The following is a 25,984-nucleotide window of genomic DNA, read 5'->3' as shown; positions in this document are numbered from 1 at the left end:
TGTAAAACAATGACCACAATCTATTCCATGGACAGCTTGAAGGAAAAGCTGGCGGAATTGCTGGATGTCATTCCAAAGCATTCGTCAGTCGTTTACTTGGATTATCCCCTCTACGGGAATGTAGGCGATTTATTGATTATGAAAGGAACGGAGGCCTTTTTTAAAGCATACGGCATTCGCGTCCGCGAAAGGTGGAACGCGGAAAACTTTAATCCGGGACGGAAAATTCCCGAAGAAGCGATTATCGTTTGCCAGGGAGGCGGCAATTTCGGAGATTTGTACCCTCATTTTCAACAGTTCAGGGAGCGCGTCATCGAGCATTACCCGAACAATCGGATCGTGATCCTCCCGCAGTCGATTTACTATGAAAATGAAGAAAACATCAGGCGGACAAGAGATATATTGACGGCACACCCGGATCTTCATTTATATACGAGGGAAAAAGCGTCATTTCAATTTGCAAACGAACACTTTGAAGGGCTCAACAACATCAGGATGATGCCTGACATGGCCCATCAGCTCTGGCCGATTGAGCCGACGGAGAAGCCGTCGGAATCCGTGCTGCGCTTAATCAGAACGGATAAAGAAGCAAACGGAAGCCTGCAAAAAGCGCAGGAGCCTGATACATACGACTGGCCTGTGATTTTGTCAGACCGCGACAAACGCGGCATCAGGCGGCTGCAAACGTTGAACGCCCTTAATAAAAAAGCGGGGAACCCGCTGCCGATCGCTCATTATTGGGAGCGTTATTCAGACATGCTCGTCAACAAATCGATCCGATTTTTCAGCTGCTACGAATCAGTCGTCACCTCACGGCTTCACGGGCACATTTTATCTTGCCTGCTTCAAAAGGAAAACATCGTGATCGACAACTCCTACGGGAAAAATGCAAACTACTACAACACATGGATGAAAGATATCCCCAATACGAAGCTCATCCAGGAAAAAACAGAAGAGCCGCCTGTTCCCGTGTAACAGACGGCTTTTTTCTTTCCCTTATTCTCCGCGCTTTACTTTGTTGTAAGCCTCATCCAAATGCTGAATCCGTTTTAGGACAACTGCGTTCTTTGTCAGCTGGTCCTGCACAAGCGTCGAAACGACGGAACGGTAATAGCTGTTCATGGCATGAATCTTATCCTCGTCTGGATTCATTTCAATATGGGCTTTAAAATTTTCTATGAAATAAGGCACTGAAAATAGTTCTGTCATTACAGAAAACACTCCTTTTTATGTCTATACGGTAAAGATTCGATCGTGTAAACTAATAATGGGAGGGGAGAAATGATGAAACTGCATGTGCAGCAGCAGCAAACGGTAAAACTTCACTTGACCCAGGGGCTTACACAAGCAATTACCATGCTTCAGTACACCTCGGCCGAACTCAACAGCAAGATAGATGAGCTCTCAATGGAAAACCCTCTTATCGAACGGAAGGACTCCGACGTTCCCCGATCATTTTACCATAAAACAAAGCAGCATTTGCAGCGGGAGCAGACGATTGTTCCAGAGGCGGCGTATCACCGCGAGACGCTAAAAAGCGCCCTGAAACGGCAGGCGCTTGACCTGCATTTGTCAAACCGGGAAAAACGGATTTTCGCCTACTTGGTTGAATCGCTTGATTCAAACGGCTATGTGACGGAAAAGCTGTCATTTATCGCGTCCGAGCTGTCCGTACCAGCCGGGGAGGCAGAAGCGGTTCTGGCCAAACTGCAGTCTCTGGAGCCTGCAGGCGTCGGTGCGCGTTCTCTTCAGGAATGCATTCTCATCCAGCTAAGACGGCTGCCGAAAGATACCTATCAGGCGGAAACCGTCATTTCAAGCTATTTTGAGCTTTTCGCAAAAAAAGCGTGGAAGGAGCTTTCTGTTAAAACAGGCCTGTCTCTGGCTGAACTTCAGAATATTCAAGATATTGTCGCCAACTTGTCGCCAAGGCCGGGGCTGGCGTATGATGCTGATGAACGGGACGTCTATATCGAGCCTGATGTCGTCGTCTCCGCCGAGGACGGAAAATTGACGCTAGAGCTCAGCCGCCGCTCGTTTCCGGATATCCAGCTCAATTCGTTTTACGAAGCGTTTCTCGAAAGGCGGGCAAAGGATGAAACTGCCTCGTTTTTATCTGAGAAATACAGGCAGTGGAAATGGCTTGACCAGGCGCTCAGGCAGCGAAGGGAAACGATGACAAGGGTCATGAAGGAAATCATGGTTCGCCAAAAGGGGTATTTTCTTAACGGACAGCATGATATTCAGCCCCTGACCTTAAAAGAGGTGGCAGATGCCCTCGGCATCCACGAATCGACAGTGAGCCGGGCGGTAAAGGGGAAAACGGTGCAAACGCCTTATGAACTTTGCGAGCTGAAGCGGTTTTTTTCGGCAAAAGTAAAGGATTCAGGCGACGGCCATACGTCAAGCCATACAGTGAAAGCGCATCTGTGCCGCCTGATCGAAGAGGAAAACAAAATGAAACCGCTTTCAGACCAAAAGCTGGCCGATTTATTAAAGGAAGCTCACGGGATCGTCATTTCGAGGCGAACCGTCGCCAAATATCGAGACCAGCTCAACATTTTGCCGTCATCCGTCAGGAAACGGTACGAATAAAGGCCGACGTGCGAACCGCCGGCCTTTTTTTTACGGAATCATCCATGAGAACGCATGATGCTGCAAAAACGTGATGATGCATACGAGCAGCAAGAGAAATAAACTGTATTTCACCGTAAAGCGGAGCAGATCGGATTCTTTTCCGGCCAGACCGACGGCGGCGCAGGCTACTGCGATCGATTGCGGGGATATCATTTTCCCCGTAACGCCGCCCGATGAATTGGCGGCAACCGCAAGCACCGGCTCCATTCCGACCGATGACGCCGTCACTTTTTGCAGGCTGCCGAACAACAGGTTTGCCGAGGTATCGGAGCCTGTAATAAAGACGCCGAGCCAGCCGAGCACAGGAGAGAAAAATGAAAACATCGCACCCGTCATGGCAAGCGACATACCGAGCGTTGTGCTCATTCCCGAAGAGTTGGTGACATAGGCAAAGCCGACGACGGAAGCGATCGTCAACACGGGCTTTCTCAGTTCCTTCAGCGTGTCGATAAAAACGGCGCCCCACTCTTTCCATGAAACAGCCGTGACAAACTTGGTCAGCACAGCGGCAAGCAAAATCGCAGTTCCTGCTGAGCCGAGCAGATCGAGTTTATAAAGGGCTTCAAGCGGCTTGCCTGACCCATCGAGGATCTCGTTGTTCAAAAAAGGCACACCAGGAGCAAATGACAGACGGCTGCCGATTTCATTGATGAAAAGCAGGAACGGATTTGCCCCTTGATAATGACCTGTCAGCGCTTCTTTCACAGCGGGAATGCCCCATATAGAGACCATTGCAGTCAGCAATAAAAACGGTGTCCATGCTTTTAAAATGCGGCCTGCCGAATACGTGCGCTCTTGTTTTTCCTCTCTCGCTTCCGCGGCGGCGGCCGCCTCTTTTTCTCCCGGAAATCTGAAAGTCGTCTTCGGCTTCCAGAACTTTAAAAATACGGCGAGCGCAACAAGCGAAACGATGGCCGACAGGATATCCGGAAGCTCAGGCCCCAGGAAATTCGAGCTTACATATTGCGTGGCGGCAAAAGAAACGCCCGACACCAAAATGGCCGGCAGCACTTCCAAAGACCTCCTGAAGCCGCTTATGATCACGATCAAATAAAACGGAATAAAAACGGATAAAAACGGGAGCTGACGGCCGACCATTTTTGAAATATCCATCGCCGGTATTCCGGTCGGCCCTTCGACTGCGATAATCGGTATCCCGATCGCCCCGAAGGCGACAGGCGCCGTGTTGGCGATTAAACAGATGCCTGCCGCGTATAAAGGATTGAATCCGAGCCCGACAAGCAGTGCGGCCGATATCGCAACCGGGGCCCCAAACCCGGCTGCTCCCTCTAAAAACGCGCCAAATGAAAACGCTATCAAAAGTGCCTGCAGGCGCCGGTCATCGGTGATCGACAACACGGAGCTCCGAATCACGTCAAATTGCCCCGTTTTTACCGTCAGCTTGTATAAAAAGACCGATGTGACGATAATCCAGCCGATTGGCAAAAGTCCGTACACCGCGCCCTGCGATGCGGACATAACGGCTTTTTCGGCGGGCATGCCGTAGACGAAAACGGCCAAAACAAGCGCAATCAATAAGGTCGTCAACCCGGCTGTATGCCCTTTCATTCTTTTGATGGCCAAAGCCCAGAAAAAATATAAGATCGGTATAAGCGCTGCAATTGAAGAGAGCAGCAAATTGTTCCCCAGCGGAGTGTAACTTTGAGTCCATCCCATCTCCTCATTCCCCCTTTGTTGTTAAAACGGCCTGTCCAAAATCAGACATCTGATGACATGATGACAGGACCAATCACATTAAGCATTATATTTCTGAATGTTCAAAATTACAATCTTTTTTTGCATGACGCTCCGGCTATATATTCAAACTGGAAAGAGCGGTATAATAAAAAAATGAAGCATCACGTGCAGTCTGTCGATGAGGTGAAAAAATTGAAATATAAGCAAATCAAGACGAAAAAAATATACGAGGAAGTAGCTGAAGCGCTGCTTGATACGATCAAAAAAGGCGAGCTTCAGCCTGGGGATAAACTCGATTCCGTCCAATCGCTCGCCGACAGCTTTCAAGTCAGCCGCTCAGCCGTCAGAGAAGCCCTCTCCGCTTTAAAAGCAATGGGGATGGTCGAAATGAAGCAAGGGGAAGGCACCTATGTGAAAACGTTCGAGCCTGAACAAATCTCAATCCCGCTTTCCGCCGCCCTGCTGATGAAAAAGAAAGATGTCGCTGAGCTGCTCGAAGTGAGAAAAGTTCTAGAAATCGGCGCCGTCTCGGCTGCGGCGGAAAAGCGGACGGAAGAAGACCTGGAACGCATGCATGCGGCGCTTGTCGATATGAATCTGGCCGACGGGAACGATGAACTCGGCGAAAAAGCCGATCTTGCGTTTCATTTGGCGCTGGCCGGCGCATCGCAAAACGGCTTGTTAAAAGGCCTGATGAACCATGTCTCATCCCTCCTGATCGAAACGATGAGAGAAACGCGGAAAATCTGGCTGTTTTCCAAAAAGACGACCGTAAAGCGGCTGTACGAAGAACATGAAGCGATCTACAGGGCCGTGAAAGAGCAGGACGGACAAAAAGCGGAACAGGCGATGCTTGAGCACCTGACAAACGTCGAAAAAGTGCTGGCATCGTACTTTGAAGAAACAGAGCAGCCTCATTGAAAAGCAGACGATCGTCTGCTTTTTTTATCGAGCCGGTCCCAAAACTCGAAAGAAACCCCTTTCAAAAAAAGTTCACAAGGTGTAAGATGAAAAAAGAGGTTTTTACATCCAAGTCATCAGATGACCTGACTAATTCAGGTCAGGGGAGAGGGGATCAAGATGAAAGTTTCACTGTTTATCACGTGTTTGGTCGACATGTTCCAGACGAATGTCGGAAAAGCAACCGTTGAGCTGCTGGAACGGCTGGGATGTGAAGTCGATTTTCCCGAAGGCCAGATCTGCTGCGGCCAGCCTGCATACAACAGCGGGTATGTCAAAGACTCCAAAAAGGCGATGAGACGGATGATTGAAACGTTTGAAGGGGCAGAATACGTCGTCAGTCCTTCCGGTTCATGCGCTTTTATGTTCAAGGAATATCCGCACCTTTTTCAGGATGAGCCTGCCTGGGCGGAAAAAGCGCAGCGGCTTGCCGACAAAACGTATGAGCTGACCGACTTTATCGTCAATGTACTGAAAGTGGAGGACGTGGGGGCAAGGCTTGAGAAAAAGGCGACCTATCATACGTCATGCCACATGACCAGGCTTCTCGGAGTAACAGACGCGCCGATGAAGCTATTGCAGCATGTGAAGGGGCTCGAGTTCACACCGCTGCCCCGAAAGCATGACTGCTGCGGATTCGGGGGAACATTTTCGGTGAAAATGTCGCAAATTTCGGAGCAGATGGTCGATGAGAAAGTGGCGTGTGTCGAAGAAACGGCCGCAGATGTGCTCATCGGGGCGGACTGCGGCTGTCTGATGAATATCGGCGGGCGGATCGCAAGGAAGGAAAAACCGATTCAAGTGATGCACATCGCTGAGGTCTTAAACAGCAGATAACACATCCGGTCATTTCACAGATAGAGGGGGACGATGGTCATGGCAATGAAGATCGGAACACAACATTTCAAAGACCGCGTATCAGAGGGGCTTGAAAATCACTTCATGAGAGGCGCCGTTTCAAGCGCCCAGGAACGGTTGAGGGCCCGTCGGCTTGAGGCGGCAGAAGAGCTCGGCAACTGGGAAGAATGGCGGTCTCTCGCAGAAGAAATCAGACAGCACGTACTGGCGAATCTCGACTATTATCTTGAGCAGCTCGCCGAAAATGTCGCCGAAAAAGGCGGACACGTTTTCTTTGCGGAGACGGCAGAAGAAGCGACAGGCTACATACGCGACGTCGTCAAAAAGAAAAAAGGCAAAAAAATCGTTAAATCAAAATCGATGGTCACGGAAGAAATCAATATGAACGAAGCGCTTAAAAGAGAAGGATGCGAGGTGGTCGAAACCGATTTGGGTGAATACATCCTTCAGATCGATGACCACGATCCGCCGTCGCATATCGTGGCGCCCGCGCTTCATAAAAACAAAGAGCAAATCCGCGACGTTTTCAAAGAGCGGCTCGACTACCGCAAAACGGAAAAGCCCGAGGAGCTCGTCATGCACGCGAGAACCGTGCTCAGGAAGAAATTTTTGGAGGCGGACATCGGAATTACGGGCTGCAACTTCGCAATTGCCGATACGGGCTCCGTCAGCCTCGTCACAAATGAAGGGAACGGACGCCTCGTCACGACGATTCCGAAAACGCAGATTACCGTCATGGGGATGGAAAGGATCGTCCCGTCTTTCGACGAATTCGAGGTGCTTGTCGGAATGCTGACGAGAAGCGCCGTCGGTCAGCGGCTGACAAGCTATATCACCGCGCTGACAGGACCGAAGCTGCCCGGTGAAGCGGACGGCCCGGAAGAGTTTCATCTCGTGATCGTCGATAACGGCCGCTCGAAGATTCTCGGAACCGAATTTCAATCGGTTCTTCAATGTATCCGCTGTGCGGCCTGCATCAACGTCTGTCCGGTCTACCGCCATGTCGGCGGACATTCCTACGGCTCGATTTATCCAGGACCGATAGGCGCGGTATTGTCTCCGCTGCTCGGCGGGTATGACGACTACAAAGAGCTTCCTTACGCATCGTCGTTGTGTGCGGCCTGTACGGAAGCCTGTCCGGTGAAAATTCCTCTTCACGAGCTGCTCTTAAAACACCGCCAGCGCATCGTAGAACAGGAAGGACGCGCCCCGATTGCCGAAAAGCTGGCGATGAAAGCCTTCGGTCTCGGAACGTCTGCGCCGTCGCTCTATAAAATGGGATCAAAATGGGCTCCGGCTGCCATGAAGCCGTTTAAAGAAGGCGAAAAGATTACGAAGGGACCGGGGCCATTGAAGCAATGGACGCAAATCCGCGACTTTCCTGCACCGAACCGGTCCAGATTCCGCGACTGGTTCCAGGACAGACAGAAGGGGGAGGACAGATGACAAACGGAACGATCCAAAACAAGGAAAGCTTCTTAAACAGGGTTGCCGAAAGACTCGGCCGCGAAAGGAGATCATCAGGCGTCACAACACCCGATTACGAATATCAGCCGCAGCACAAAGTGTATCAAGGATATACGCCCGATGAGCTCTTAGGCGTATTAAAGGAGCACTGCCTGAAGATTCATACCGAACTGGTTGAAACGGACGCCGTCAGCTTGTACGATTCGCTCTATAATCAAGTATCGCGATTCGGCGGAGGGCCTGTGATCGTTCCGAAAGACGATCGCTTTAAAGAATTCGGACTGTCCGGGCTGCTTGCCGATACATGGCCGCAAGAAGGCACACAAGTGTGGGAATGGGATGCGGCCGCTGGAGACGAAAATATTAAGCGCGCCGAACAGGCGAACGTCGGCATCACATTCAGCGAAATCACCCTTGCGGAATCAGGCACCGTCGTCCTTTTCAGCTCAAAAGATAAAGGGCGCTCCGTGAGCCTTTTGCCGACGACATACATCGCCATCGTGCCGAAAAGCACGATCGTCCCGAGAATGACGCAGGCAAGCCGGATCATTAAACAGAGGATTGCAGAAGGCAGCGTCATCCCCTCCTGCATCAACTATGTGACAGGACCGAGCAATTCCGCCGATATCGAAATGGATCTCGTTGTAGGCGTCCACGGACCTGTAAAAGCGGCTTATATTGTGGTGACAGACCGCTAAAAAAACTTCAGCGCTATCATGCGCTGAAGTTTTTTTTAGAGAGTCACTTTCCCGGTATGACAGGGAGAATGATTGCAGAAGGATGATCTCTGTCATGAAGGATGGTCTGCCTTGCTGCACTGGCATCTTCCTTGCGTCCGCTTCCGATATCAAGCCCGTTGTTGAGATTCCGGTCCCAGCGGGGAAAACTGCTGCTTGTGATATCCAAGCGGATGCGGTGCCCTTTTTTGAATACGTTGCTCGTTGCCCAGAGGTCGATTTCATAAAGATACGCTTTTCCCGGCTCGATCAGGCTTGGTTTTTCGCCTTTTGAGCTGTTTCGGAAACGGGCCCGGATGATGCCGTCGGTCAAATTGTATGCCGAGCCGTCGGGGTGTACGTCAATCAAGCGGGCGACAAAATCGGTGTCAGCCGCACTAGAAACCGCCCACAGCCTGACCGTTACAGGCCCCGTCACTTCCGTGTCTTCTTCGAGAACGGGGGAAGTATACACCAATACATCTTCCCGCTTTTCAACTTCCCTTTGATCATGGGCGCCGCTTGTAAAATCAGGCGGCATCATGATGGCTCCGCCTTTTGTCGGAACGGGATGCAGCGGATCGTAGACAAAATGATCGGGTGCTTCCGCATCAGGGGGCACCGTGCTGAGAGTTCCGTCGCCATGCAATGTATTCGCCTGACCGCCGCTGTGCAAATAATACGGCGTAAACCTGGTGCGGGCGAGCGGCCATTCGTATTCATCGCGCCACACGTTTTCTCCCATCACGAACAATTTGATCGGCGCTTCATTCGTTATCCCGGTATCGATTCCTTTTACGAAATGATCAAACCACCGCAAATGGATGCCGTCCAAATCAATGGAAGCGGAATGGGCGGATAATCCGAAATTCTTTTCGCCCGACTGATGGCTATGATCCAAATGCTGCCACGGGCCGATGATCAGCCGGCTTTGCCGGGCTTCGGGAGTGGCGCCGTTTTCTCGCATTTGCAGAAAGTTCTCAATCGTTCCCGACAGGAATATATCGTACCAGCCGGCGATATTCAGCACAGGCGTCGTGAATGTATGATATTTCCCTTTTACAGATAAATGGGCCGTATATTCCCGATCCATCCCCCTCTTGATCAGTTCAAGAATAGAAGGAGCGACGCCGTTTCGCTGAAACGGCGCAAAATCCTTCAGCGGGAGCGCTTCGATCTCTGTTTTGAGCTGATCGATGTCTGAGATCAATCGTTTTCTCGCAGCCGCGAGTTCGCGTTCGTCTGAATAGAGCGCCGGCAATGTATCAAGATACATGCCCATTTGCCAATAAGATAAAAAACCTAACTCCAATGCACCGCCCCGGAATATCAGGCCGTCAAAAGGATCGCTCCAGGAAAATGCCGGAGCCGCCGCTTTCAGCGCTTTTGCTTTACGCTCTATTCCGCCCCATTGCGTAAATGCGTAATAAGACGAACCGAACATTCCGACCCGCCCGCTGCTGTAGGGGAGCTTTGCCGCCCAATCGACCGTTTCCTCTGTATCCCCGGCTTCATGGGTGCTCGTCACAAGCGGATCCCATTTCCCGTCTGATGAAAAGCGTCCTCTCGTATCTTGAAGAATTACGGCATATCCTTTGTGAACCGCCCGAATCACGTCGTGAAAACCTAACAGCACATGGGGAACGTCCTTCCCGTAGGGGAGGCGGGTCAAAAGAACAGGCCACGAGCCTTCGCCTGCCGGCCGGTAAATATTCGCGCGAAGCACTGTTCCGTCTTTCATTGCCACCGGAACATTCAATTCAGTTATGATTTGATCAGTCATGCTCCAAACTCCTTTCTGATGCCGGCCTTTTCAATCGGGATTTGAACCTCTGCGATATAATCGTTTGAATGTTCATGTTCAGGGTGCAGAAATACTTCGCGGCGCGGCTCATTTTCCTTTATGCGATACCCGTTTTGTTCAATCCAAACCCCGAGATGCGCGCTTGCTTTGCAGGGGCTTGCCGGATTGCAGCGGTGCAGAAGCGTCGCCATTACCGGGATCTCCGGCAGCCGGCGCACGCTGCCATTCGGAAGAGACGGCAGCGGCCGGCTGATGAGATAGCCTGCTTCTAAATCAATTGCATCTTCACACTCTTCACAGCCATGCCAAAGAATGATCTTGGGAAGCGAAGCCGTGAACCGCTTATCGAACCGCCCATCCAGCTCTTGAAAAAGAGCGGGGATTCGATTGATCGAAGTCCGCCTCCGTACGGATATGAGCTGCCTGCTTTCCGCTGTTTTCAGCACGATCTCATGCTCGGCGTCTCCATATCCTTCATTTTCTACCTGCTCAAGCCGTTCTTCAATTCGTTTCAGGCGCGCCTGTTCTTCTTCAATGAGCGTCAAAATCTCTGCCTTCTTCAGCCGGAACATCCCCCTGATCTGTTCTGTCGGCACATTTTCTTCTATAAGCTCTGCAATCTGCTGAAGCGTGAAACCGAGCTCCTTGAAAGCGAGAATGCGATTCAATAGAAAGAGCTGGTTTGCCGCATAATAGCGGTAGCCTGTTTCCTGATCTGTACAGGCCGGCTTTAACAGACCGATCTGATCATAATACCGCAGGGCTTTTACGGAAACCTGGCTCAGTTTGGAAAATTCGCTGATTTTAAACAAAACTATAATCTCCTCCTTTCTAAAAGCGAGTATAAACCCTCCAGCAGAGGGGAAAGTCAAGAAAGCTGCGCACTTTTCGATTTAAGGTAATGTTAAGGATAAAATTATTTCCGGATAATCTCCAGTCTCTATAATAAAGGGATGAAGGAGTGACTTGTGATGAGGGCAATCTGTCTGAATGAATTTAAAAGTCTTTTTAAAAGTATTAAATCGATTATAGTGATCGCTACCATTTTTTTCGTGAGCTTTAAGGTGGCCGATGTCATCGAAAACTTGCCGGCCGATATGGTCGGCGAATTGGATTTGGGAAGCGACGCCAATGCAGCCGGAACTGCTATGATCGTATTCCTGCTCGGTTTCCTGATCATCACCGGACTGTCCCATGACATCGTCAACCGCGAGGTCTATACGCGGACGATAAGATTTCTAGTGACGAAAACGTCGCGTCCAAAAATTATCATAGGCAAATTTTTAGGAGTCTGGCTGTTTTGGTTCACGTGTATTCTGGCATCATACATATTGGTCATGGTCGTATCTAAAACGTTTTTATGGCAGAGCGCTGCTGACAGCATGGCATTTCTGACAGCGGCAATCGCGTTAAATCTCTTATTCTCGGTTATCTTTCCAAAGCCTGCTATGTCAATGTTTTTCGGCATCGTGTTTGCCCTGTTCTTTCCCGCACTCAGCATATGGGCCATCTTCTCGGACAATATGATGATCAGCTGGTTTAAATATTTGTCGCCCTATTATTATTCAAATCTAGGACATTATTTTACCCTGATCAACATCGTTTACGCGATTGCGGTGCTTGGCGGGGCCATCGCTTTATTTAAAAGGAGAGATTTATAATGGGTGTTGTGATCGAGGCAAAGGGATTGACGAAGACATTCGGATCGAGGACGGTCGTAAACAATGTTGATCTTCAGGTGGAAAAAGGGGAGATTTACGGATTCCTCGGCCGCAATGGCGCCGGGAAATCGACGTTCATCAACATGATCACCGGAATTATTGAACCGTCAGCCGGCAGTTTTCAACTATTAAACGAATCTTCTATTGATCATATAAAGCACCGCATCGGCGTTTTGCCGGACTATTCGACCTTTTACGATTCAATGACGGCGGCCTGTCATTTAAAATACTTCGCCAAGCTGACCGGACAAAACGTGTCAAGACAGCAGTGCGAGTCCGTTTTGGCAAGGGTCGGTCTGCTTGAACACGCCGACAAAAAGGCGGGGACTTTTTCCTTCGGCATGAAAAAAAAGCTTGGGATCGCCCAAGCCATTATCCACGACCCGGAGTTGATCTTCTTGGATGAGCCGACTTCCGGAGTCGATGCAGAATCAGCCTTGAATATACAAAAGCTGATCATCGATCTGCAAAAAGAAGGAAAAACGGTATTTATGACGTCCCACAATCTATATGAAATCGAAAAGATTTGTACCAGAATTGCGATCATGAAGGATGGCGGTATTTTATGCGAAGGGACGCTCGATGAATTAAGAAAGCATTTCATGTCTTCTATTACGGTTTATATCAGGCATTCGCAAATTCCCGAACAGCATTTCGGCTTGATCAGCAGTTTCCTCGAGTCAGCAGGCGAGGAAGTCAACTTCCGTGACACTGAGCTTTCGCTCGTCGTCAATTCAGAAGAAAAAATCCCCGCCATTATCCGCGTCTTAACCAATTGCAAAGTAAACATTTACAGGGTCCATGTCGACGAACCGTCTCTGGAAGACATTTTTTTGGACCGTGAACAAGAAAACAGCGGATATTAGGCAGCCTCCGGAAAGGCACGGTACTGGAAAAATACGCCCGCACATAGAAGAGGAAGTGCTTGAATGTTTATCAAGTATAATGAATATGACCTTTTAGAACTTTTTGAGAATGAACCGGTAATTATCACACATCAAGATGCTGGTGAATTTAATTATACATATGAAGATAATCAAAATTTTAAATTGATTTTAACCCTGGAAGTCTATCAAAAAACGTGCGGCCTTAGCATAACATATAACGATTGCATCGTTTTTGCAGGTGATTTTATAAATGTTACCAGAATAAAAAAAGCTGACAAACATTCAATGGTGATATTCGTTGAGAATGAAGAGAAAGTAAGGGTAAAGTTCTCTAAACAGGTTGGGATAGAACTGCTGTAACTGTTGCTGCGAATATGAAATATAAAAAAGACCCCGCGGCAGGATAACCTTTTGCACAACAATCGGGTGTGAAAGGTTGTCCGGCCGCTTTGCTTTACAATCAACACAGCGGAGCTTTTCCGTTCAACAAACTATTCAACGATCCCGTTCCGTATCGCAAAAACGACGGCCTGCGTCCTGTCCTGGGCGCTGCATTTTTGCAGGATGCGGTGGACGTGCGTCTTGACGGTGCTTTCGCTGACGAAAAGCTTGTCTGCGATGTCTTCGTTTCTTAAGCCATAGGCCATTTGCTGGAGCACCTCCAGCTCTCTTTTTGTAAACGGCTCAAGCAGGTCTCCGTCCTGCGGTTGATATTGTTGTTTTGTCCGGAACGTTTCGCTGATGATTCTGGCGGCTGTGGCGGTCCGGAAGATGGCTTCTCCTCTGGCTGCGGCGCGAATGGCGTCAATCAGTTCTTCGGGAAGGGTATCTTTCAGCAGATAGCCGACTGCACCCGCGCGGATGCCTTCAAATACATATTCTTCAGTGTCAAAGGTCGTTAAAATGACGATTTTCGTATCCGGATATGCAGACATGATCTGTTTCGTCGCTTCAATGCCCGAGCAAGACGGCATTTGGACATCCATGAGGATGACATCGGGTTTTGTTTGTTTTGCGAGTGATGTGATTTCGTCTCCGTCGCCTGCTTCGCATGATACGGTCATATCGTGTTGTGCATTGATGACATAGCGGAAGCCTTCGCGTACAAGCGGCTGGTCGTCGGCGAGCGCGACGCGGATTTTATGATCGTTCATCTGCTTCCTCCTTATTGATTTGTTGCGAAAGCGGCAACTGTAATTCGACTTGCATGCCGCTCGGCTGGAGTGCCTTGATAGAGAAGGAGCCGCCTGCTTGCTCGGCGCGCTCTTTCATGCCTGTCAATCCGAACCCGAATGTGAGATCTCCGCTGAATTTGCCGTCGTCTGAAACAGTCATATTCAGACGGCCTTCATCGTTTGACAGGACGATGTCCGCACGGGAAGCGCCTGCATGGCGCAGAATATTTGTCAGCGATTCCTGCAAAACGCGGTATACCGTCTCGCTGATGTTTTGCGGCCATGATTCTTCTTGCAGGCCGGACGTATCCAAAGAAATGGCCAAATCGCTGCGTTCCCCGGTTTGGTGAATAAGGCTCCGGATCGCGGCGAGTCCCACCATGGCTTCGCTTTTGCCCATTTGATGTACGACCGATCGGACTTCCTGAAGGCATCCCCTTGCGACGGTGAGCACGTTTTGGATGACTTTTTCCGGATCTTCGGCGCTTCCTTTCAATACATACGGAAGCGATTGGAGCTGGACGATGACAGACGTCAGTTCATGGCCGATGCTGTCGTGTATGTCGCGGGCGATCCTCGTCCGTTCTTCAAGGACGGCATACCGCAAGGAAAGGACTGATGCTTCCTTGAGTTCAAGGTGTGCCTGTTGAAGCTCTGCGTGTGCTTTCTCTAATTCCTTGTGCATGTGCGCCAGCTTGGCGTGATTTCGCTCCGTCTCTTACCGGGCTTCTTTTCTGATGCGGAAAGAGGTAAAGAGAATATACAGCCCGGTGATCACCGCTGCGTTATCGACGAGCACACCCAAACCGCTATGATAAACGCTAAAGACCAGCAAGCTGTTGAATATGACCAAAAACGCAACGAATATCGCTGATAGCCTTCCCGGAAGCTTTGAAGAGACATAGACGGTTAAAAAGGCCATTAAAAATAACGCAGACCCTTGTTCATGCCCGGACACGATCCATAACAAGCCTGCCGAAAGCCAAAGGACTGCAAATATACTTAAAAGGGCAGCAACCGGCGTTAGGCGGGGAATGATCCAGACTGCCGCCACAAAGAGCGCGAATACCGCCGCAGTAAAGAGCGGATCGGCATTGGCAGGAGAAGAAAGAGATTGTATGAGATTTGCAATAAGAATGGAGCTCGGCAAAAGCGGTCGATAATGCCGAGCTGAAAATTGTCTGACCATGCAGATCCTTCTTTCAGTTAGTGAATCTGTGCTTTGACCTTTGTGAGCCTGCTGTATTCCTTGAACAGCATGAAATTGCGGGCGGCAATGGTGCCGAGCGGGACGAACAGCATGGAATGGACAATCGCTGAAAACCATTCGTTATCCTCTGGCAGCCATGTTCTTAAAGCCATCCGAAGCAGCAGTACGGCTATGATGAGGATGACACTACCGAGAGAACCGCGTGATGTAATATTTCCGCTTTCCTCATCAATTCGAACGGTCACCATTTTTCCGATGGCACATCCGATTCCCAAGCCGATGACCAGTAAAATGCCGCTTATTATGATGTGCAGTGTAGAATTGAAATATCCCGGCTGAACGGAAGAAGACACCCCCCAAAAAAGCAGAATGGGAAAGAATAGCAGCTTCCAGGGCCGCACTGTCCGTTCACGGTACATATTTAAAATCATAAGGGCAAAAACCACTAAAATGTATGGACCCATTGTCATTGTCATGTTGATCAAATCCTTTCTGCAACGAGTATAACGAACGCTGGAAAGGAATGCGTCAACCGGCAGATTGATTTTTGATCACTACATCTGTTCCTGCCTCAAAAATTCGCATAACATGGCGTGGAATTGTTTAATATGCTCACTGTTTCTTTTCCATATCATATAAGTCTGTGAAGCCGGCAGCTCCAAATGCGGCGTCTCGATCGGCATCAGTCCGTCTTGATCATGCTTGATTTTGAAGGCAAAAAACTTCAATATCTAAAACTAAATGTAGAAAAATTTATAAAGCGTGCTTTGCGTTCTTGAACCAAAAATAATAAAAAAGAGCAGGTGACCCCGACCAAAGAATCACTGCTCCAAACAATAAAGTAAATTTAATTATAGCATAATTGATAGAAGCATTGGTGCACACACAGATTTTGATCATACAGATGTATGATCAAATTACATGAACTTGAAAGCCAAAGTGAGAATATTGTTGTAGGAGACAACATTACCGCATTTTTGCAACAGGAATAGCTATCTTATTTGTCGCATTTCCCCATGTTGTAAAAAGAAAAGGGGAACGCCATGAAAAAGAACAAGAACCTTATTATATACCGAAAACTGCAACTTCTTCACAGCTCACTTTTTGACACGTTTGATCGGGCGCTCAATATTTACGATGGCAAAGGTACGATTAATCCTGTATATGTAAGAATCGATAATGCTAAACAGCTGCTAACAAAATCATTAGAAGCTGCCCCATGTTATATCGAGACATCTATGGACGATATAGATTATGAAAAGACTCAAGCGCAAAATGATGAGAAGTTGTTTTCCTAGGCTTATACAATCAATTTCGCACCCGAAAAAAAGCCAAAAGAGATCATAAGACTCTCGTCTTTCATTTGCGAGCGAATGCCCTTCCGAAGAAGGACATTATGGCCATTGAAAATGGATATAACACCTTGGAATATACAATCAACCAACCAAATCATCTTTACAAAGTCAAAACAAATCCCGGGGCACAACCTTGTCATTGAATTTTTTAGACGGAACAACCGGTGCTGCAAGCTTTATAAAAACTATAGATGTATATCTGATTAAAAAAAGATATTATCATAATGTTTACCAATTAGAAAACCGTAGCAATTCTTTGGCACACAGTTTTTCTGTCATCATTATTCAAGCATAAAGTATCTACATCTGCTGCACCTAAGGGCTTGATGATAGAATAAAAACATCGGTGCAATTCACGAAACACCTTTGTTGTTGTAGATGGAAGAAGAAAAGATCCGTCTGATTTCAGTGGATATACAACCTCCCCTCGTACTTAGCTGCTGGGGAAATGATCATTTAAAATAAGGAGTTTAAACAATGAAAACATGTCCATACTGCGGCAGCAAAGCCGAGAAAATAGACCTTTCACGATATTATTGCGAATTCTGTACCATGAACATTCCTTCAGACCTTGTTAAAGAGGCCGGAGTAAGAATTAGCGTAATTTACAAAGAAGGTGCATCAAAAAAAGACCTAGAAAAAAGCACCCCTGAGTTGATGACACTTCCTACCGTCGATCTTCTATTCTTATTGAAGAAAGCAAGAAAGGTAAGAAACGACATCACAGGTGAGATACGTAAATTAAAGAAGGAAATTCAACAGGCAGGAAGTGCTTCTTCTTTTAAAGAAGCTTATGTGGTACTCAATGAAGATTATATATTCGTCTCTAAAAAAATGTACGTAGTTGAAAACATTATGAAGACCCGATTAGGCTATATACCGCCGAGGTTGGATAAACCCTTTTTTGAAAAATACCTTAAAAACGTGAAGAACAAAAAAAAGAATTTCGAACCAATGATTGATTTCAGCCAATACGATAGTCAAGACATAGATGACATTTTGAATTCTAAATGAAGGGATAACTACATCCTTTGTCGTTCTGCATGCGGGATCCGTTGTAGATTGAGCTCGCCGGTTTTCTTCCTGGAACAACGGCCTTTATCAGGTGATATTACCCTTCTACTGTATTAAAGCCGATTGCGTTATTTGAGGTTTTTTGTAGATTGATTCTAAAAAATACATAAAAGTAAATATATTGTTTATATGTGTCATAGAACAAATTTTTAACTAGTGGTTTGTACGTTATAGAACAAGGGAGTCCGAAGGCATTCAAAACAAAAAAACGCCCTGATAAAAAGGGCGTTATAAAAGGGGGGCAGGCAAGAATTCAGTATCTCCACAAAATCGACATATCACCGGTCGTTTTCTCATAGACGACATTGCCTTTTTTGTCATGTTTGACGACGTACTTGCCGCCGTTCGTGACATTTTTGTATTCAGTTGTTGATGTACCGTCATCGTTTTGTTTCAATGTAAACCGGATGTCTGCAATGAGCGTGTCGCTGTTCAGATCAGCGTAGTATGAATGGAACCTGACATGGCTCCAGTCGTCTTTTTTGTCGGGGATGTCCGAAATGATGCCGACTTTTTCGTGAGGTTCATTCACGATTACTCCGTTATCCTTTTTCAGGCTGCCGGTCTTAATATCAGCATTCTCCAAGACTTGTTGAATCTGGCTAAATTCGGCTTTTGTCGGCACGGTATACTTATCTTCCGGCACGTCTTTCGCAAAGCTGGCAGGCGTACTGAATACGATCGTCAATACGGATAGGATCACCATCAACGACAGTTTTTTCATGCATCTTCCTCCTTTAGCTGATCAATTGATTCGGGTCCCACTCTATCATCGTTAAAATATTTTGTAAAGTTTGAATATTATATCGATTCAACCATTTTTTTCGGGGAGTTTCAGCCGGTTTTTTCCTGTCGATCTGTTCATGCAACGGCCGATCAACTGAAAACTCATGCTCAAATCCTCTTGCATTCTGCAAAAGAAAAGGCGATTTTCCCTGGAAATAGAGAAATATTCTGTTTTTTTAATTTTATCACTCTATTTGTTATTGACAAAGTGAAATTTAGGTCGTATATTAAATGAATAAATTTTCAGGCAAAAAGAAACGCGATGAATGGGAGCAGTAGAAGACAATCATTAGCCAAGAGAGCTGCGGGTCGGTGTGACGCAGCCTAATGAATCTTTGAACTCGCCCGGGAGTGGACTTGCTAACAGGGAAAGACATCAATTCCTGAAGGCTTTACGATTAACCCCCGTTACCGGGTTTACAAGCGGATTCTATTAGTGGAATCAAAAAGAGTGGTACCGCGGTAGGCTTTAATAGCTCATCGTCTCTTAATCTTCAATGATGAAGAAAAGAGACGGTGAGCTTTTTTATTTTCAGCAGAGGAAGTGGCAAAGAATGGAGAAAAAGACGCAGAAACTGGAGAGAACGATGACATCGCGGCACATTATGATGATGGCTTTGGGAGGAGCCATCGGTGCCGGATTGTTTAAAGGAAGCAGCAATGCGATAGATTTAGCGGGGCCGTCGGTTCTGATCGCTTATCTAATCGGCGGAATCATCCTGCTGTTCATCATGCAGGGTCTCGCCGAAATGGCGGTCAAAAACAGCGAAGCGAGAACGTTCAGGGACCTCGTTCAATCGGTTTTAGGACCTTATGCAGCGTATTTTTTGGACTGGATTTATTGGAAAATGTGGGTGTTGAATATTGCGGCAGAGGCTGTCGTGGCGGCGACTTTTTTGCAATATTGGCTTCCGGGCATGCCGGTGTGGGTGCTGGCGCTGTTTGTCGCCCTCGTCATTACAAGCGTCAATTTGCTTTCTGTTAAAAGCTTTGCCGAGACGGAATATTGGCTCGCCTTGATTAAAATCACAGTGATTGTCGTCTTTATTATTGCCGGATTTATTTTATTATTTTTCTCATTTGGCAGTCATACAGCTGTAGGTTTTTCTCATTTGACCGATCACGGCGGGTTCTTTCCGAACGGAGCCGGAGGGCTGGTCACGGCGATGCTTGTTGTCATTTACTCTTACGGAGGAACCGAAATCATCGGCGTGACATTGGCGGAGACAAAAAATCCTGAGCAGGTTGTGCCGAAAGCCGTCCGCGGGACGCTGACGCGGATTATTGCTTTTTATATCCTTCCGTTTTACATCATCGTCAGCCTGATACCGTGGAATCAAGTGAATCAGGTGTCCGAAAGCCCGTTTGTCATGGTGTTTAAATTGATCGGAATTCCAGGGGCGGACCATGTCATGAACGCCGTCATTTTATTGGCGGTCATCTCTTCGATGAACTCCGGACTCTACGGGTCTTCGCGGATATTATATACACAGGCTGCAGACGGCCGGGTGCCGAAAATCTTTTCAAAGCTGTCCGGCAGAAAGGTTCCGGTATATGCGATTTTGCTATGTACTTCTTTCTTATATTTAGGCGTATTGTTTTCAATCTTTGCGGGCAGCCAGGCATTCGAATATTTGATGGGGTCTTTAGGCTATACGGTGCTGATGATTTGGCTCGTCATCGCCTTCGCCCACTTGAAGTCAAGAAAACGGACTCAGACGGCCCCAGGCGGCTACTATGTCAAATGTTTTCCTTATACGACCTGGCTGGCGATACTGGCGCTTTTGGCAATTTTAATCGGCGTCATTTGGACAACTTCGATTGCTATCACGTTGGTGACGGCAGGAATATACTTGCTCATTACCATCGCTTATCTCGTCAAAGGACGAAAACTGGCGTAAAAATGACTGCCTCCGCATTAAGGAGGCGGTTTTTTTGAATAACGGTTCGAATTTGATCGAACTAATTTCTTTAATTATCATCTTCTGTTGTGGTATCGTCTAAGTACGATATCGAATAGGAAGAAGGAGAAAACATGCCTGGACAGCATTTCAAAAACACCAAATACTCCGTATTGAATTTGTCTCCCGTCGTCCAAGGCGGGACTGTTGAAGAATCCTTTCAGAATTCCATGGATTTGGCCCGTCACGCCGAAAAATGGGGCTATCACCGGTTCTGGCTGGCCGAGCATCACAGCATGGAGGGCGTGGCGAGTTCAGCCACAGCTGTTTTGATCGGCCATATCGCCGGAGGGACAAAAACGATCCGCGTCGGATCGGGAGGCATTATGCTGCCGAACCACTCTTCGCTCGTCATTGCGGAACAATTCGGAACGCTTGAATCCCTCTATCCGGGAAGAATCGATCTGGGGCTTGGCCGGGCGCCGGGCACCGATCAATTAACAGCAAGGGCATTGAGAAGAAACATTAACAACGGCGAGGATTTTCCCGAGCAGCTTGCCGAGCTGCGCAATTATTTTCAGCCGTCCGGTAATGTCCGGAACCATGTGCGCGCCATCCCCGGCGAAGGGCTGAATGTGCCGATATGGCTTCTCGGTTCGAGCGGATTCAGCGCCCGTCTCGCGGGTGAGCTCGGTTTGCCGTTTGCATTTGCGGCTCATTTTTCGCCGGCTAATACGATTCCCGCTTTAGAGCTGTACCGGAGTTTATTTACACCCGGCGTGCTGGATGAACCGTATGCGATGGTCGGAGTGACGGTGATCGCGGCTGATTCTGATGAAAAAGCGCAGCATCTTGCGACATCACACTATCAGAAATTTTTGGACCTCGTCCGCGGGAATTCGACAAAGCTTAAGCCGCCTGTTGACGATATGGACCAGATCTGGTCCCCGCGCGAGAAAGCGATGGTCAATGAACAGCTCAGCTCAACGATCATCGGCGGACCGAAAGAAGTGAAAGCAAAGCTTGAAGACTTCATTCAAACGACACAGGCAAACGAAATCATCGTGAACTCAGAAACCTTTGATCATGCAGACAGGCTGCGGTCCTTCGAAATCATCGCAGACGTCTGGAAAAGCTGACAAAAGCCGAAAAAAAGCAATGGAATGGGAAGCCAATCCATTGCTTTTTTATGTCTATTCAAGTTGAAAGCCGGGAAACATCTGAACGCCGGAGATAATCGTATTTTAATAAAATATTTGCACATTCAGTCTATTAAAATATTGAAAGAGAAACAAAGAATAAGTCGCTGGAAGAGATAGAAAAGCTTTGGGTAAAATAAAAGCGCTTTAAGGCCCTTTCGAGAAAAGGGCTTTTTTTCGTCTGCACCTTTTGATCAGTTGCTGTATAAGCTGGAGAATAATAGGAAACAATTGATGATGACAAAAAAACGTTTTGTCGAAACGGTGCGAATATTGTCAAGGAATTGGTTTCTTAACAGTTGAATAAACATTTTAACCCTGTTACAATAAGACATGTAAGCAGGAGTAATTTTTTTTGGCTGAGGCGGGACGTTTTCAGTCACAGTGGGACATTTTTTGTCCAGGACGAGATGAAAGGAACGTTTTGGCATGAATCAATTAATACAGGCTCAAAAAAAATTATTGCCGGATCTTCTCGATGTCATGCAAAAAAGGTACGAAATCTTGCAGTACATAAGGCTGACTGAACCGATCGGCAGAAGAAGCCTCGCCGCCAGCCTCGGCATAAGCGAACGCGTATTAAGGGCGGAGGTTCAGTTTTTAAAAGAACAAAATCTTCTCGAGATCAAAACGAGCGGCATGACATTGACACCTGAAGGCTCTGACCTGCTGTACATCCTCGAAGATACGATGAAAGACGTTTTAGGGTTGACTCTTTTGGAAAATACATTAAAAGAGAGGCTGAATCTTGAACAGGTTATCATCGTATCCGGAGACAGCGACCATTCCCCATGGGTCAAAAAAGAGATGGGGAGAGCGGCCGTCGCATGCATGAAAAACAGGTTTCAAGGGGAAAATATCGTCGCCGTAACCGGAGGCACGACCCTCGAAGCTGTGGCTGAAATGATGACGCCCGACTCGAAAAATCGCAAACTGCTTTTTGTTCCGGCAAGAGGCGGACTCGGCGAAAACGTCAGAAATCAGGCGAACACGATTTGCGCCCATATGGCTGAAAAAGCTTCCGGTACATACAAACTGTTATTCGTGCCGGGGCAGCTGAGCAAAGAAGCCTATTCTTCTATCATCGAAGAGCCTTCCATCAAGGAAGTGCTGCAAACGATTCGATCATCCAGTATGGTCATCCACGGTATCGGGGATGCTAAAACAATGGCTGAACGAAGGAATACGCCGGAGGAAGATTTGCGGAAGATAGAAGAAAACGAAGCTGTTGCAGAGGCGTTCGGCTATTATTTTGACCGCCACGGAGAAGTCATTCACAAGGTGCACAGCGTGGGCATTCAGCTTGAGGATCTCGATTCGATCCCGAACATCATCGCGGTGGCGGGAGGCTCATCAAAGGCGGAGGCCATTGAGGCCTATTTTAAAAAGCCGCGCAACACGGTTCTGATCACTGACGAAGGAGCCGCAAAACAGTTATTAAGGGAAGTTTCTTCCCTCAATATAAATTAAAATATCTCTTACTTACTTAAAGGAGGAAATCATCATGGCAGTAAAAGTCGGTATTAATGGTTTTGGTCGTATTGGACGCAACGTATTCCGTGCAGCGTTAAATAATCCTGATGTTGAGGTTGTGGCGGTTAACGATTTAACAGACGCTAACATGCTTGCTCACCTATTACAATATGATTCAGTTCACGGCAAACTTGACGCAGAGGTGTCTGTTGACGGAAACAACCTTGTTGTTAACGGTCAAACGATCCAAGTAACAGCTGAACGCGACCCTGCTAAATTAAGCTGGGGAGAAAAAGGCGTTGAAATCGTCGTTGAATCAACTGGTTTCTTCACAAAACGCGCTGATGCAGCTAAACATTTGGAAGCTGGCGCGAAAAAAGTCATCATCTCAGCTCCTGCGAGTGAAGAAGATATCACAATCGTTATGGGTGTTAACGAAGATAAATACGATGCTGCAAACCACCATGTCATCTCTAATGCATCTTGTACGACAAACTGCCTTGCGCCGTTTGCAAAAGTGCTTAACGACAAATTCGGCATCAAACGCGGTATGATGACAACTGTTCACTCATATACTAACGATCAGCAAATCCTTGACCTTCCGCACAAAGACTACCGTCGTGCGCGTGCGGCAGCAGAAAGCATCATTCCGACAACTACTGGTGCTGCGAAAGCCGTTTCTCTTGTACTGCCTGAACTCAAAGGCAAACTGAACGGCGGCGCAATGCGCGTTCCGACTCCAAACGTATCACTTGTTGACCTTGTTGCGGAACTTGATAAAGAAGTAACAGCAGAAGAAGTAAACGCAGCGCTTAAAGAAGCAGCAGAAGGCGAACTTCAAGGCGTTCTTGGCTACAGCGAAGAGCCGCTTGTTTCTAAAGACTACAACGGCAACACAAACTCTTCTACAATCGATGCCCTTTCTACAATGGTTATGGAAGGCAGCATGGTGAAAGTCATTTCTTGGTATGACAACGAAAGCGGCTACTCTAACCGTGTTGTAGATCTTGCAGCTTACATTGCAAAACAAGGTCTTTAATAAAATAGAATCGGACTTGGTTCTTTAAGAGAGAAGCGCTATAATGAAAGCGGACAAGGGAAGGGGACAGACACTCCCTTTCCCTTTTTCCGTATGCGGCGCCTTGGAAGTCGAATGAAAACGCCGCATTTGGGGATTTCCGTTTTCGGGCTTGTAAATCAATCAAAGGAGGATCTCCTAAAAGCCATGAACAAAAAATCAGTAAAAGACATTGATGTAAAAGGCCGTGTTGTTTTTTGCCGCGTTGACTTCAACGTGCCGATGAAAGACGGGAAAGTGACGGATGAGACGAGAATCCGCGCCGCACTTCCGACGATTCAATATTTGACTGAGCAAGGTGCGAAAGTTCTTCTCGCAAGCCACCTCGGCCGTCCAAAAGGACAGGTTGTGGAAGAGCTTCGTTTGACTCCTGTGGCGGCCCGCCTCGGAGAACTGCTTGGCAAAGAGGTGAAAAAAGCGGATGAAGCATACGGCGACGCCGTAAAAGCGCAAATTTCCGAAATGAAGGACGGAGACATTCTCGTTTTGGAAAACGTACGCTTCTATCCGGGAGAAGAAAAAAATGATCCCGAGCTGTCAAAAGCGTTTGCCGACCTTGCGGATGTATATGTCAATGACGCATTCGGAGCGGCCCACCGCGCCCATGCTTCAACAGCAGGAATCGCTGAGCACCTTCCGGCTGTGGCAGGCTTCCTGATGGAAAAAGAGCTTGAAGTGCTTGGAAAAGCCCTTTCAAACCCTGATCGTCCGTTTACAGCGATCATCGGCGGAGCGAAAGTAAAAGACAAAATCGGCGTGATCGAAAGCCTTCTTGAAAAAGTCGACAATCTGATCATCGGCGGCGGTCTTGCTTATACATTCGTCAAAGCGCTCGGCCATGAAGTCGGAAAATCCCTTCTTGAAGAGGACAAAATTGACCTGGCCAAGTCGTTCATGGACCGCGCCAAAGAAAAAGGCGTGAATTTCTACATGCCTAAAGATGTGCTTGTTGCCGACGATTTCTCAAATGACGCCAATACGAAAATCGTTCCGATCAGCGAAATCCCAAGCGACTGGGAAGCGCTCGACATCGGTACTGAGACTCAGAAAACGTATGCCGACGTCATCAAAAACAGCAAGCTTGTCGTTTGGAACGGACCGATGGGCGTATTCGAACTCGATGCGTTCGCTAAAGGAACAAAAGCTGTCGCTGAAGCTTTAGCAGAGGCAAAAGATACATACTCTGTCATCGGCGGCGGAGACTCTGCAGCTGCAGTTGAAAAGTTCGGTCTTGCTGACAAAATGAGCCACATTTCAACAGGCGGCGGAGCTTCTCTTGAGTTTATGGAAGGAAAAGAACTTCCTGGCGTCAAAGCTTTGAACGACAAGTAAGCAAAACACACAGCATAAGGAGTGGAGCACATGAGAAAACCAATTATAGCCGGTAACTGGAAGATGCATAAAGTGCTTTCAGAAGCTGTCAGCTTCGTTGAAGAAGTGAAATCTTCCATTCCCGCAGCAGATAAAGCAGAAGCCGTTGTCTGTGCGCCTGCGCTGTTCCTTGAAAAGCTGACATCAGCTGTAAAAGGCACCGACCTGAAAGTCGGCGCGCAAAACATGCACTTTGAAGAAAGCGGCGCTTTCACCGGAGAAATCAGCCCTGTTGCTCTGAAAGACATCGGGGTTCAATATTGCGTGATCGGCCACTCTGAGCGCCGCGAAATGTTCGCCGAAACCGACGAGACCGTAAACAAAAAGGCGCACGCAGCCTTCAAACACGGAATCGTGCCGATCATCTGCGTAGGTGAAACGCTTGAAGAGCGTGAAGCCGGTAAAACAAATGCCCTTGTTGCAGATCAAGTGAAAAAAGCGCTCGCCGGACTGACGGCTGACCAGGTGTCTGCTTCTGTTATCGCTTATGAGCCAATCTGGGCGATCGGAACAGGCAAATCTTCAACAGCACAAGACGCAAACGAGGTGTGCGCACACATCCGCAAAACGGTCGCTGCAGAATTCGGACAAGCGGCAGCCGACAGCATCCGCAT

24 protein-coding genes, 1 pseudogene and 1 other annotated feature are annotated in these 25,984 nt (G+C 47.7%); of the genes and pseudogenes, 17 read left to right on the top strand and 8 right to left on the bottom strand.

Translation table 11 applies throughout. The annotated features are described in order from the left end of the window. Positions 1–9 precede the first annotated feature (9 nt). Positions 10–975, top strand: a complete 966-nt coding sequence (locus tag V7126_RS10835) for a polysaccharide pyruvyl transferase family protein (RefSeq protein ID WP_175075544.1) — start codon at positions 10–12, stop codon at positions 973–975. Between the two features lie 21 nt (positions 976–996). Here the strand turns inward: V7126_RS10835 and yvfG are convergent, their stop codons facing one another. Continuing rightward, positions 997–1,209: a protein YvfG gene (yvfG, locus tag V7126_RS10830; protein ID WP_175075543.1), complete on the bottom strand. Its 213-nt coding sequence runs from the start codon at positions 1,207–1,209 to the stop codon at positions 997–999. A gap of 75 nt (positions 1,210–1,284) precedes the next feature. On the opposite strand from yvfG, the gene rpoN reads away from it, so the two are divergent. Further along, positions 1,285–2,595 (top strand): RNA polymerase factor sigma-54, encoded by a 1,311-nt coding sequence (gene rpoN / locus V7126_RS10825; protein ID WP_236809574.1) that lies wholly within the window; start codon positions 1,285–1,287, stop codon positions 2,593–2,595. Positions 2,596–2,625: 30 nt separating this feature from the next. Here the strand turns inward: rpoN and lutP are convergent, their stop codons facing one another. Continuing rightward, positions 2,626–4,314: an L-lactate permease LutP gene (gene lutP, locus V7126_RS10820; protein ID WP_175075539.1), complete on the bottom strand. Its 1,689-nt coding sequence runs from the start codon at positions 4,312–4,314 to the stop codon at positions 2,626–2,628. A 213-nt stretch (positions 4,315–4,527) separates the two neighbouring features. On the opposite strand from lutP, the gene V7126_RS10815 reads away from it, so the two are divergent. The 4 genes from V7126_RS10815 (at position 4,528) to V7126_RS10800 (ending at position 8,318) form a co-directional block, all read left to right on the top strand. Further along, a complete protein-coding gene (locus V7126_RS10815) occupies positions 4,528–5,256 on the top strand; it encodes a FadR/GntR family transcriptional regulator (RefSeq protein ID WP_046131064.1) in 729 nt (242 codons plus the stop codon). Between the two features lie 159 nt (positions 5,257–5,415). Next, positions 5,416–6,132 carry a (Fe-S)-binding protein gene (locus V7126_RS10810; RefSeq protein ID WP_046131039.1) on the top strand — a complete coding sequence of 239 codons (717 nt, stop codon included), beginning with the start codon at positions 5,416–5,418 and terminating at the stop codon, positions 6,130–6,132. A 39-nt stretch (positions 6,133–6,171) separates the two neighbouring features. Further along, the gene (locus V7126_RS10805; RefSeq protein WP_175075538.1) at positions 6,172–7,599 is read left to right on the top strand and encodes a LutB/LldF family L-lactate oxidation iron-sulfur protein; all 1,428 of its coding nucleotides are present in this window, start codon (positions 6,172–6,174) and stop codon (positions 7,597–7,599) included. Then, a complete protein-coding gene (locus V7126_RS10800) occupies positions 7,596–8,318 on the top strand; it encodes a LutC/YkgG family protein (protein WP_175075536.1) in 723 nt (240 codons plus the stop codon). The genes V7126_RS10805 and V7126_RS10800 overlap by 4 nt, the downstream gene beginning before the upstream one ends. A 43-nt stretch (positions 8,319–8,361) precedes the next feature. Here V7126_RS10800 and V7126_RS10795 read toward each other — a convergent pair whose 3' ends face one another. Next, a complete protein-coding gene (locus V7126_RS10795) occupies positions 8,362–10,119 on the bottom strand; it encodes a CocE/NonD family hydrolase (RefSeq protein WP_175075535.1) in 1,758 nt (585 codons plus the stop codon). Further along, positions 10,116–10,952, bottom strand: coding sequence for a MerR family transcriptional regulator (locus V7126_RS10790; RefSeq protein ID WP_175075533.1), 837 nt, complete (start codon positions 10,950–10,952; stop codon positions 10,116–10,118). Before V7126_RS10790 ends, V7126_RS10795 begins: the two co-directional genes overlap by 4 nt. Before the next feature lie 159 nt (positions 10,953–11,111). Here V7126_RS10790 and V7126_RS10785 point away from each other — a divergent pair, with 159 nt between their 5' ends. From V7126_RS10785 to V7126_RS10775, 3 genes are all read left to right on the top strand, one after another. Beyond that, a complete protein-coding gene (locus V7126_RS10785) occupies positions 11,112–11,801 on the top strand; it encodes an ABC transporter permease (RefSeq protein WP_175075532.1) in 690 nt (229 codons plus the stop codon). Continuing rightward, entirely contained in the window at positions 11,801–12,727 is a 927-nt protein-coding gene (locus V7126_RS10780) for an ABC transporter ATP-binding protein (protein ID WP_175075530.1), read from the top strand. Before V7126_RS10785 ends, V7126_RS10780 begins: the two co-directional genes overlap by 1 nt. Before the next feature lie 63 nt (positions 12,728–12,790). Then, entirely contained in the window at positions 12,791–13,108 is a 318-nt protein-coding gene (locus V7126_RS10775; protein ID WP_046131032.1) for a hypothetical protein, read from the top strand. A gap of 131 nt (positions 13,109–13,239) precedes the next feature. Here V7126_RS10775 and V7126_RS10770 read toward each other — a convergent pair whose 3' ends face one another. From V7126_RS10770 to V7126_RS10760, 3 genes and pseudogenes are all read right to left on the bottom strand, one after another. Then, positions 13,240–13,902: a response regulator transcription factor gene (locus tag V7126_RS10770; RefSeq protein WP_046131094.1), complete on the bottom strand. Its 663-nt coding sequence runs from the start codon at positions 13,900–13,902 to the stop codon at positions 13,240–13,242. Further along, positions 13,889–15,112, bottom strand: a pseudogene (locus V7126_RS10765) (sensor histidine kinase). Before V7126_RS10765 ends, V7126_RS10770 begins: the two are co-directional and overlap by 14 nt. A gap of 17 nt (positions 15,113–15,129) precedes the next feature. Continuing rightward, entirely contained in the window at positions 15,130–15,603 is a 474-nt protein-coding gene (locus tag V7126_RS10760; protein ID WP_046131109.1) for a DUF1453 family protein, read from the bottom strand. A 573-nt stretch (positions 15,604–16,176) separates the two neighbouring features. Here V7126_RS10760 and V7126_RS10750 point away from each other — a divergent pair. Both V7126_RS10750 and V7126_RS10745 read left to right on the top strand, forming a co-directional pair. Further along, positions 16,177–16,431: a hypothetical protein gene (locus V7126_RS10750; protein WP_175075529.1), complete on the top strand. Its 255-nt coding sequence runs from the start codon at positions 16,177–16,179 to the stop codon at positions 16,429–16,431. Between the two features lie 534 nt (positions 16,432–16,965). Next, complete coding sequence (locus V7126_RS10745; protein ID WP_046131097.1) at positions 16,966–17,502, top strand: hypothetical protein; 537 nt, start codon at positions 16,966–16,968, stop codon at positions 17,500–17,502. 313 nt (positions 17,503–17,815) lie between these two features. Here the strand turns inward: V7126_RS10745 and V7126_RS10740 are convergent, their stop codons facing one another. Beyond that, positions 17,816–18,286: a hypothetical protein gene (locus tag V7126_RS10740; protein WP_046131098.1), complete on the bottom strand. Its 471-nt coding sequence runs from the start codon at positions 18,284–18,286 to the stop codon at positions 17,816–17,818. Between the two features lie 315 nt (positions 18,287–18,601). Continuing rightward, positions 18,602–18,839 (top strand) — a binding site (T-box leader). A 63-nt stretch (positions 18,840–18,902) separates the two neighbouring features. Between V7126_RS10740 and V7126_RS10735 the strand changes: the two genes are divergently transcribed. The 6 genes from V7126_RS10735 to tpiA all read left to right on the top strand — a co-directional run. Continuing rightward, the gene (locus tag V7126_RS10735) at positions 18,903–20,249 is read left to right on the top strand and encodes an amino acid permease (protein ID WP_335497583.1); all 1,347 of its coding nucleotides are present in this window, start codon (positions 18,903–18,905) and stop codon (positions 20,247–20,249) included. A gap of 134 nt (positions 20,250–20,383) precedes the next feature. Further along, positions 20,384–21,388, top strand: coding sequence for an LLM class flavin-dependent oxidoreductase (locus V7126_RS10730; RefSeq protein WP_335497582.1), 1,005 nt, complete (start codon positions 20,384–20,386; stop codon positions 21,386–21,388). Positions 21,389–21,877: 489 nt separating this feature from the next. Continuing rightward, positions 21,878–22,918, top strand: coding sequence for a sugar-binding transcriptional regulator (locus V7126_RS10725; protein WP_046131101.1), 1,041 nt, complete (start codon positions 21,878–21,880; stop codon positions 22,916–22,918). 34 nt (positions 22,919–22,952) lie between these two features. Then, positions 22,953–23,960 carry a type I glyceraldehyde-3-phosphate dehydrogenase gene (gap, locus tag V7126_RS10720; protein ID WP_046131102.1) on the top strand — a complete coding sequence of 336 codons (1,008 nt, stop codon included), beginning with the start codon at positions 22,953–22,955 and terminating at the stop codon, positions 23,958–23,960. Positions 23,961–24,146: 186 nt separating this feature from the next. Further along, a complete protein-coding gene (locus V7126_RS10715; RefSeq protein WP_175075525.1) occupies positions 24,147–25,331 on the top strand; it encodes a phosphoglycerate kinase in 1,185 nt (394 codons plus the stop codon). Positions 25,332–25,361: 30 nt separating this feature from the next. Further along, a partial coding sequence (gene tpiA, locus V7126_RS10710) for a triose-phosphate isomerase (protein WP_335497581.1) occupies positions 25,362–25,984 on the top strand: 623 nt, incomplete at its 3' end.

This window comes from Bacillus sp. JJ675 (assembly GCF_036963165.1).
Taxonomy (GTDB): Bacteria; Bacillota; Bacilli; order Bacillales; family Bacillaceae; genus Bacillus; species Bacillus glycinifermentans.
The sequence above is the reverse complement of the archived record's forward strand: the minus strand, read 5'-3'. Positions and strand labels throughout refer to the sequence as shown.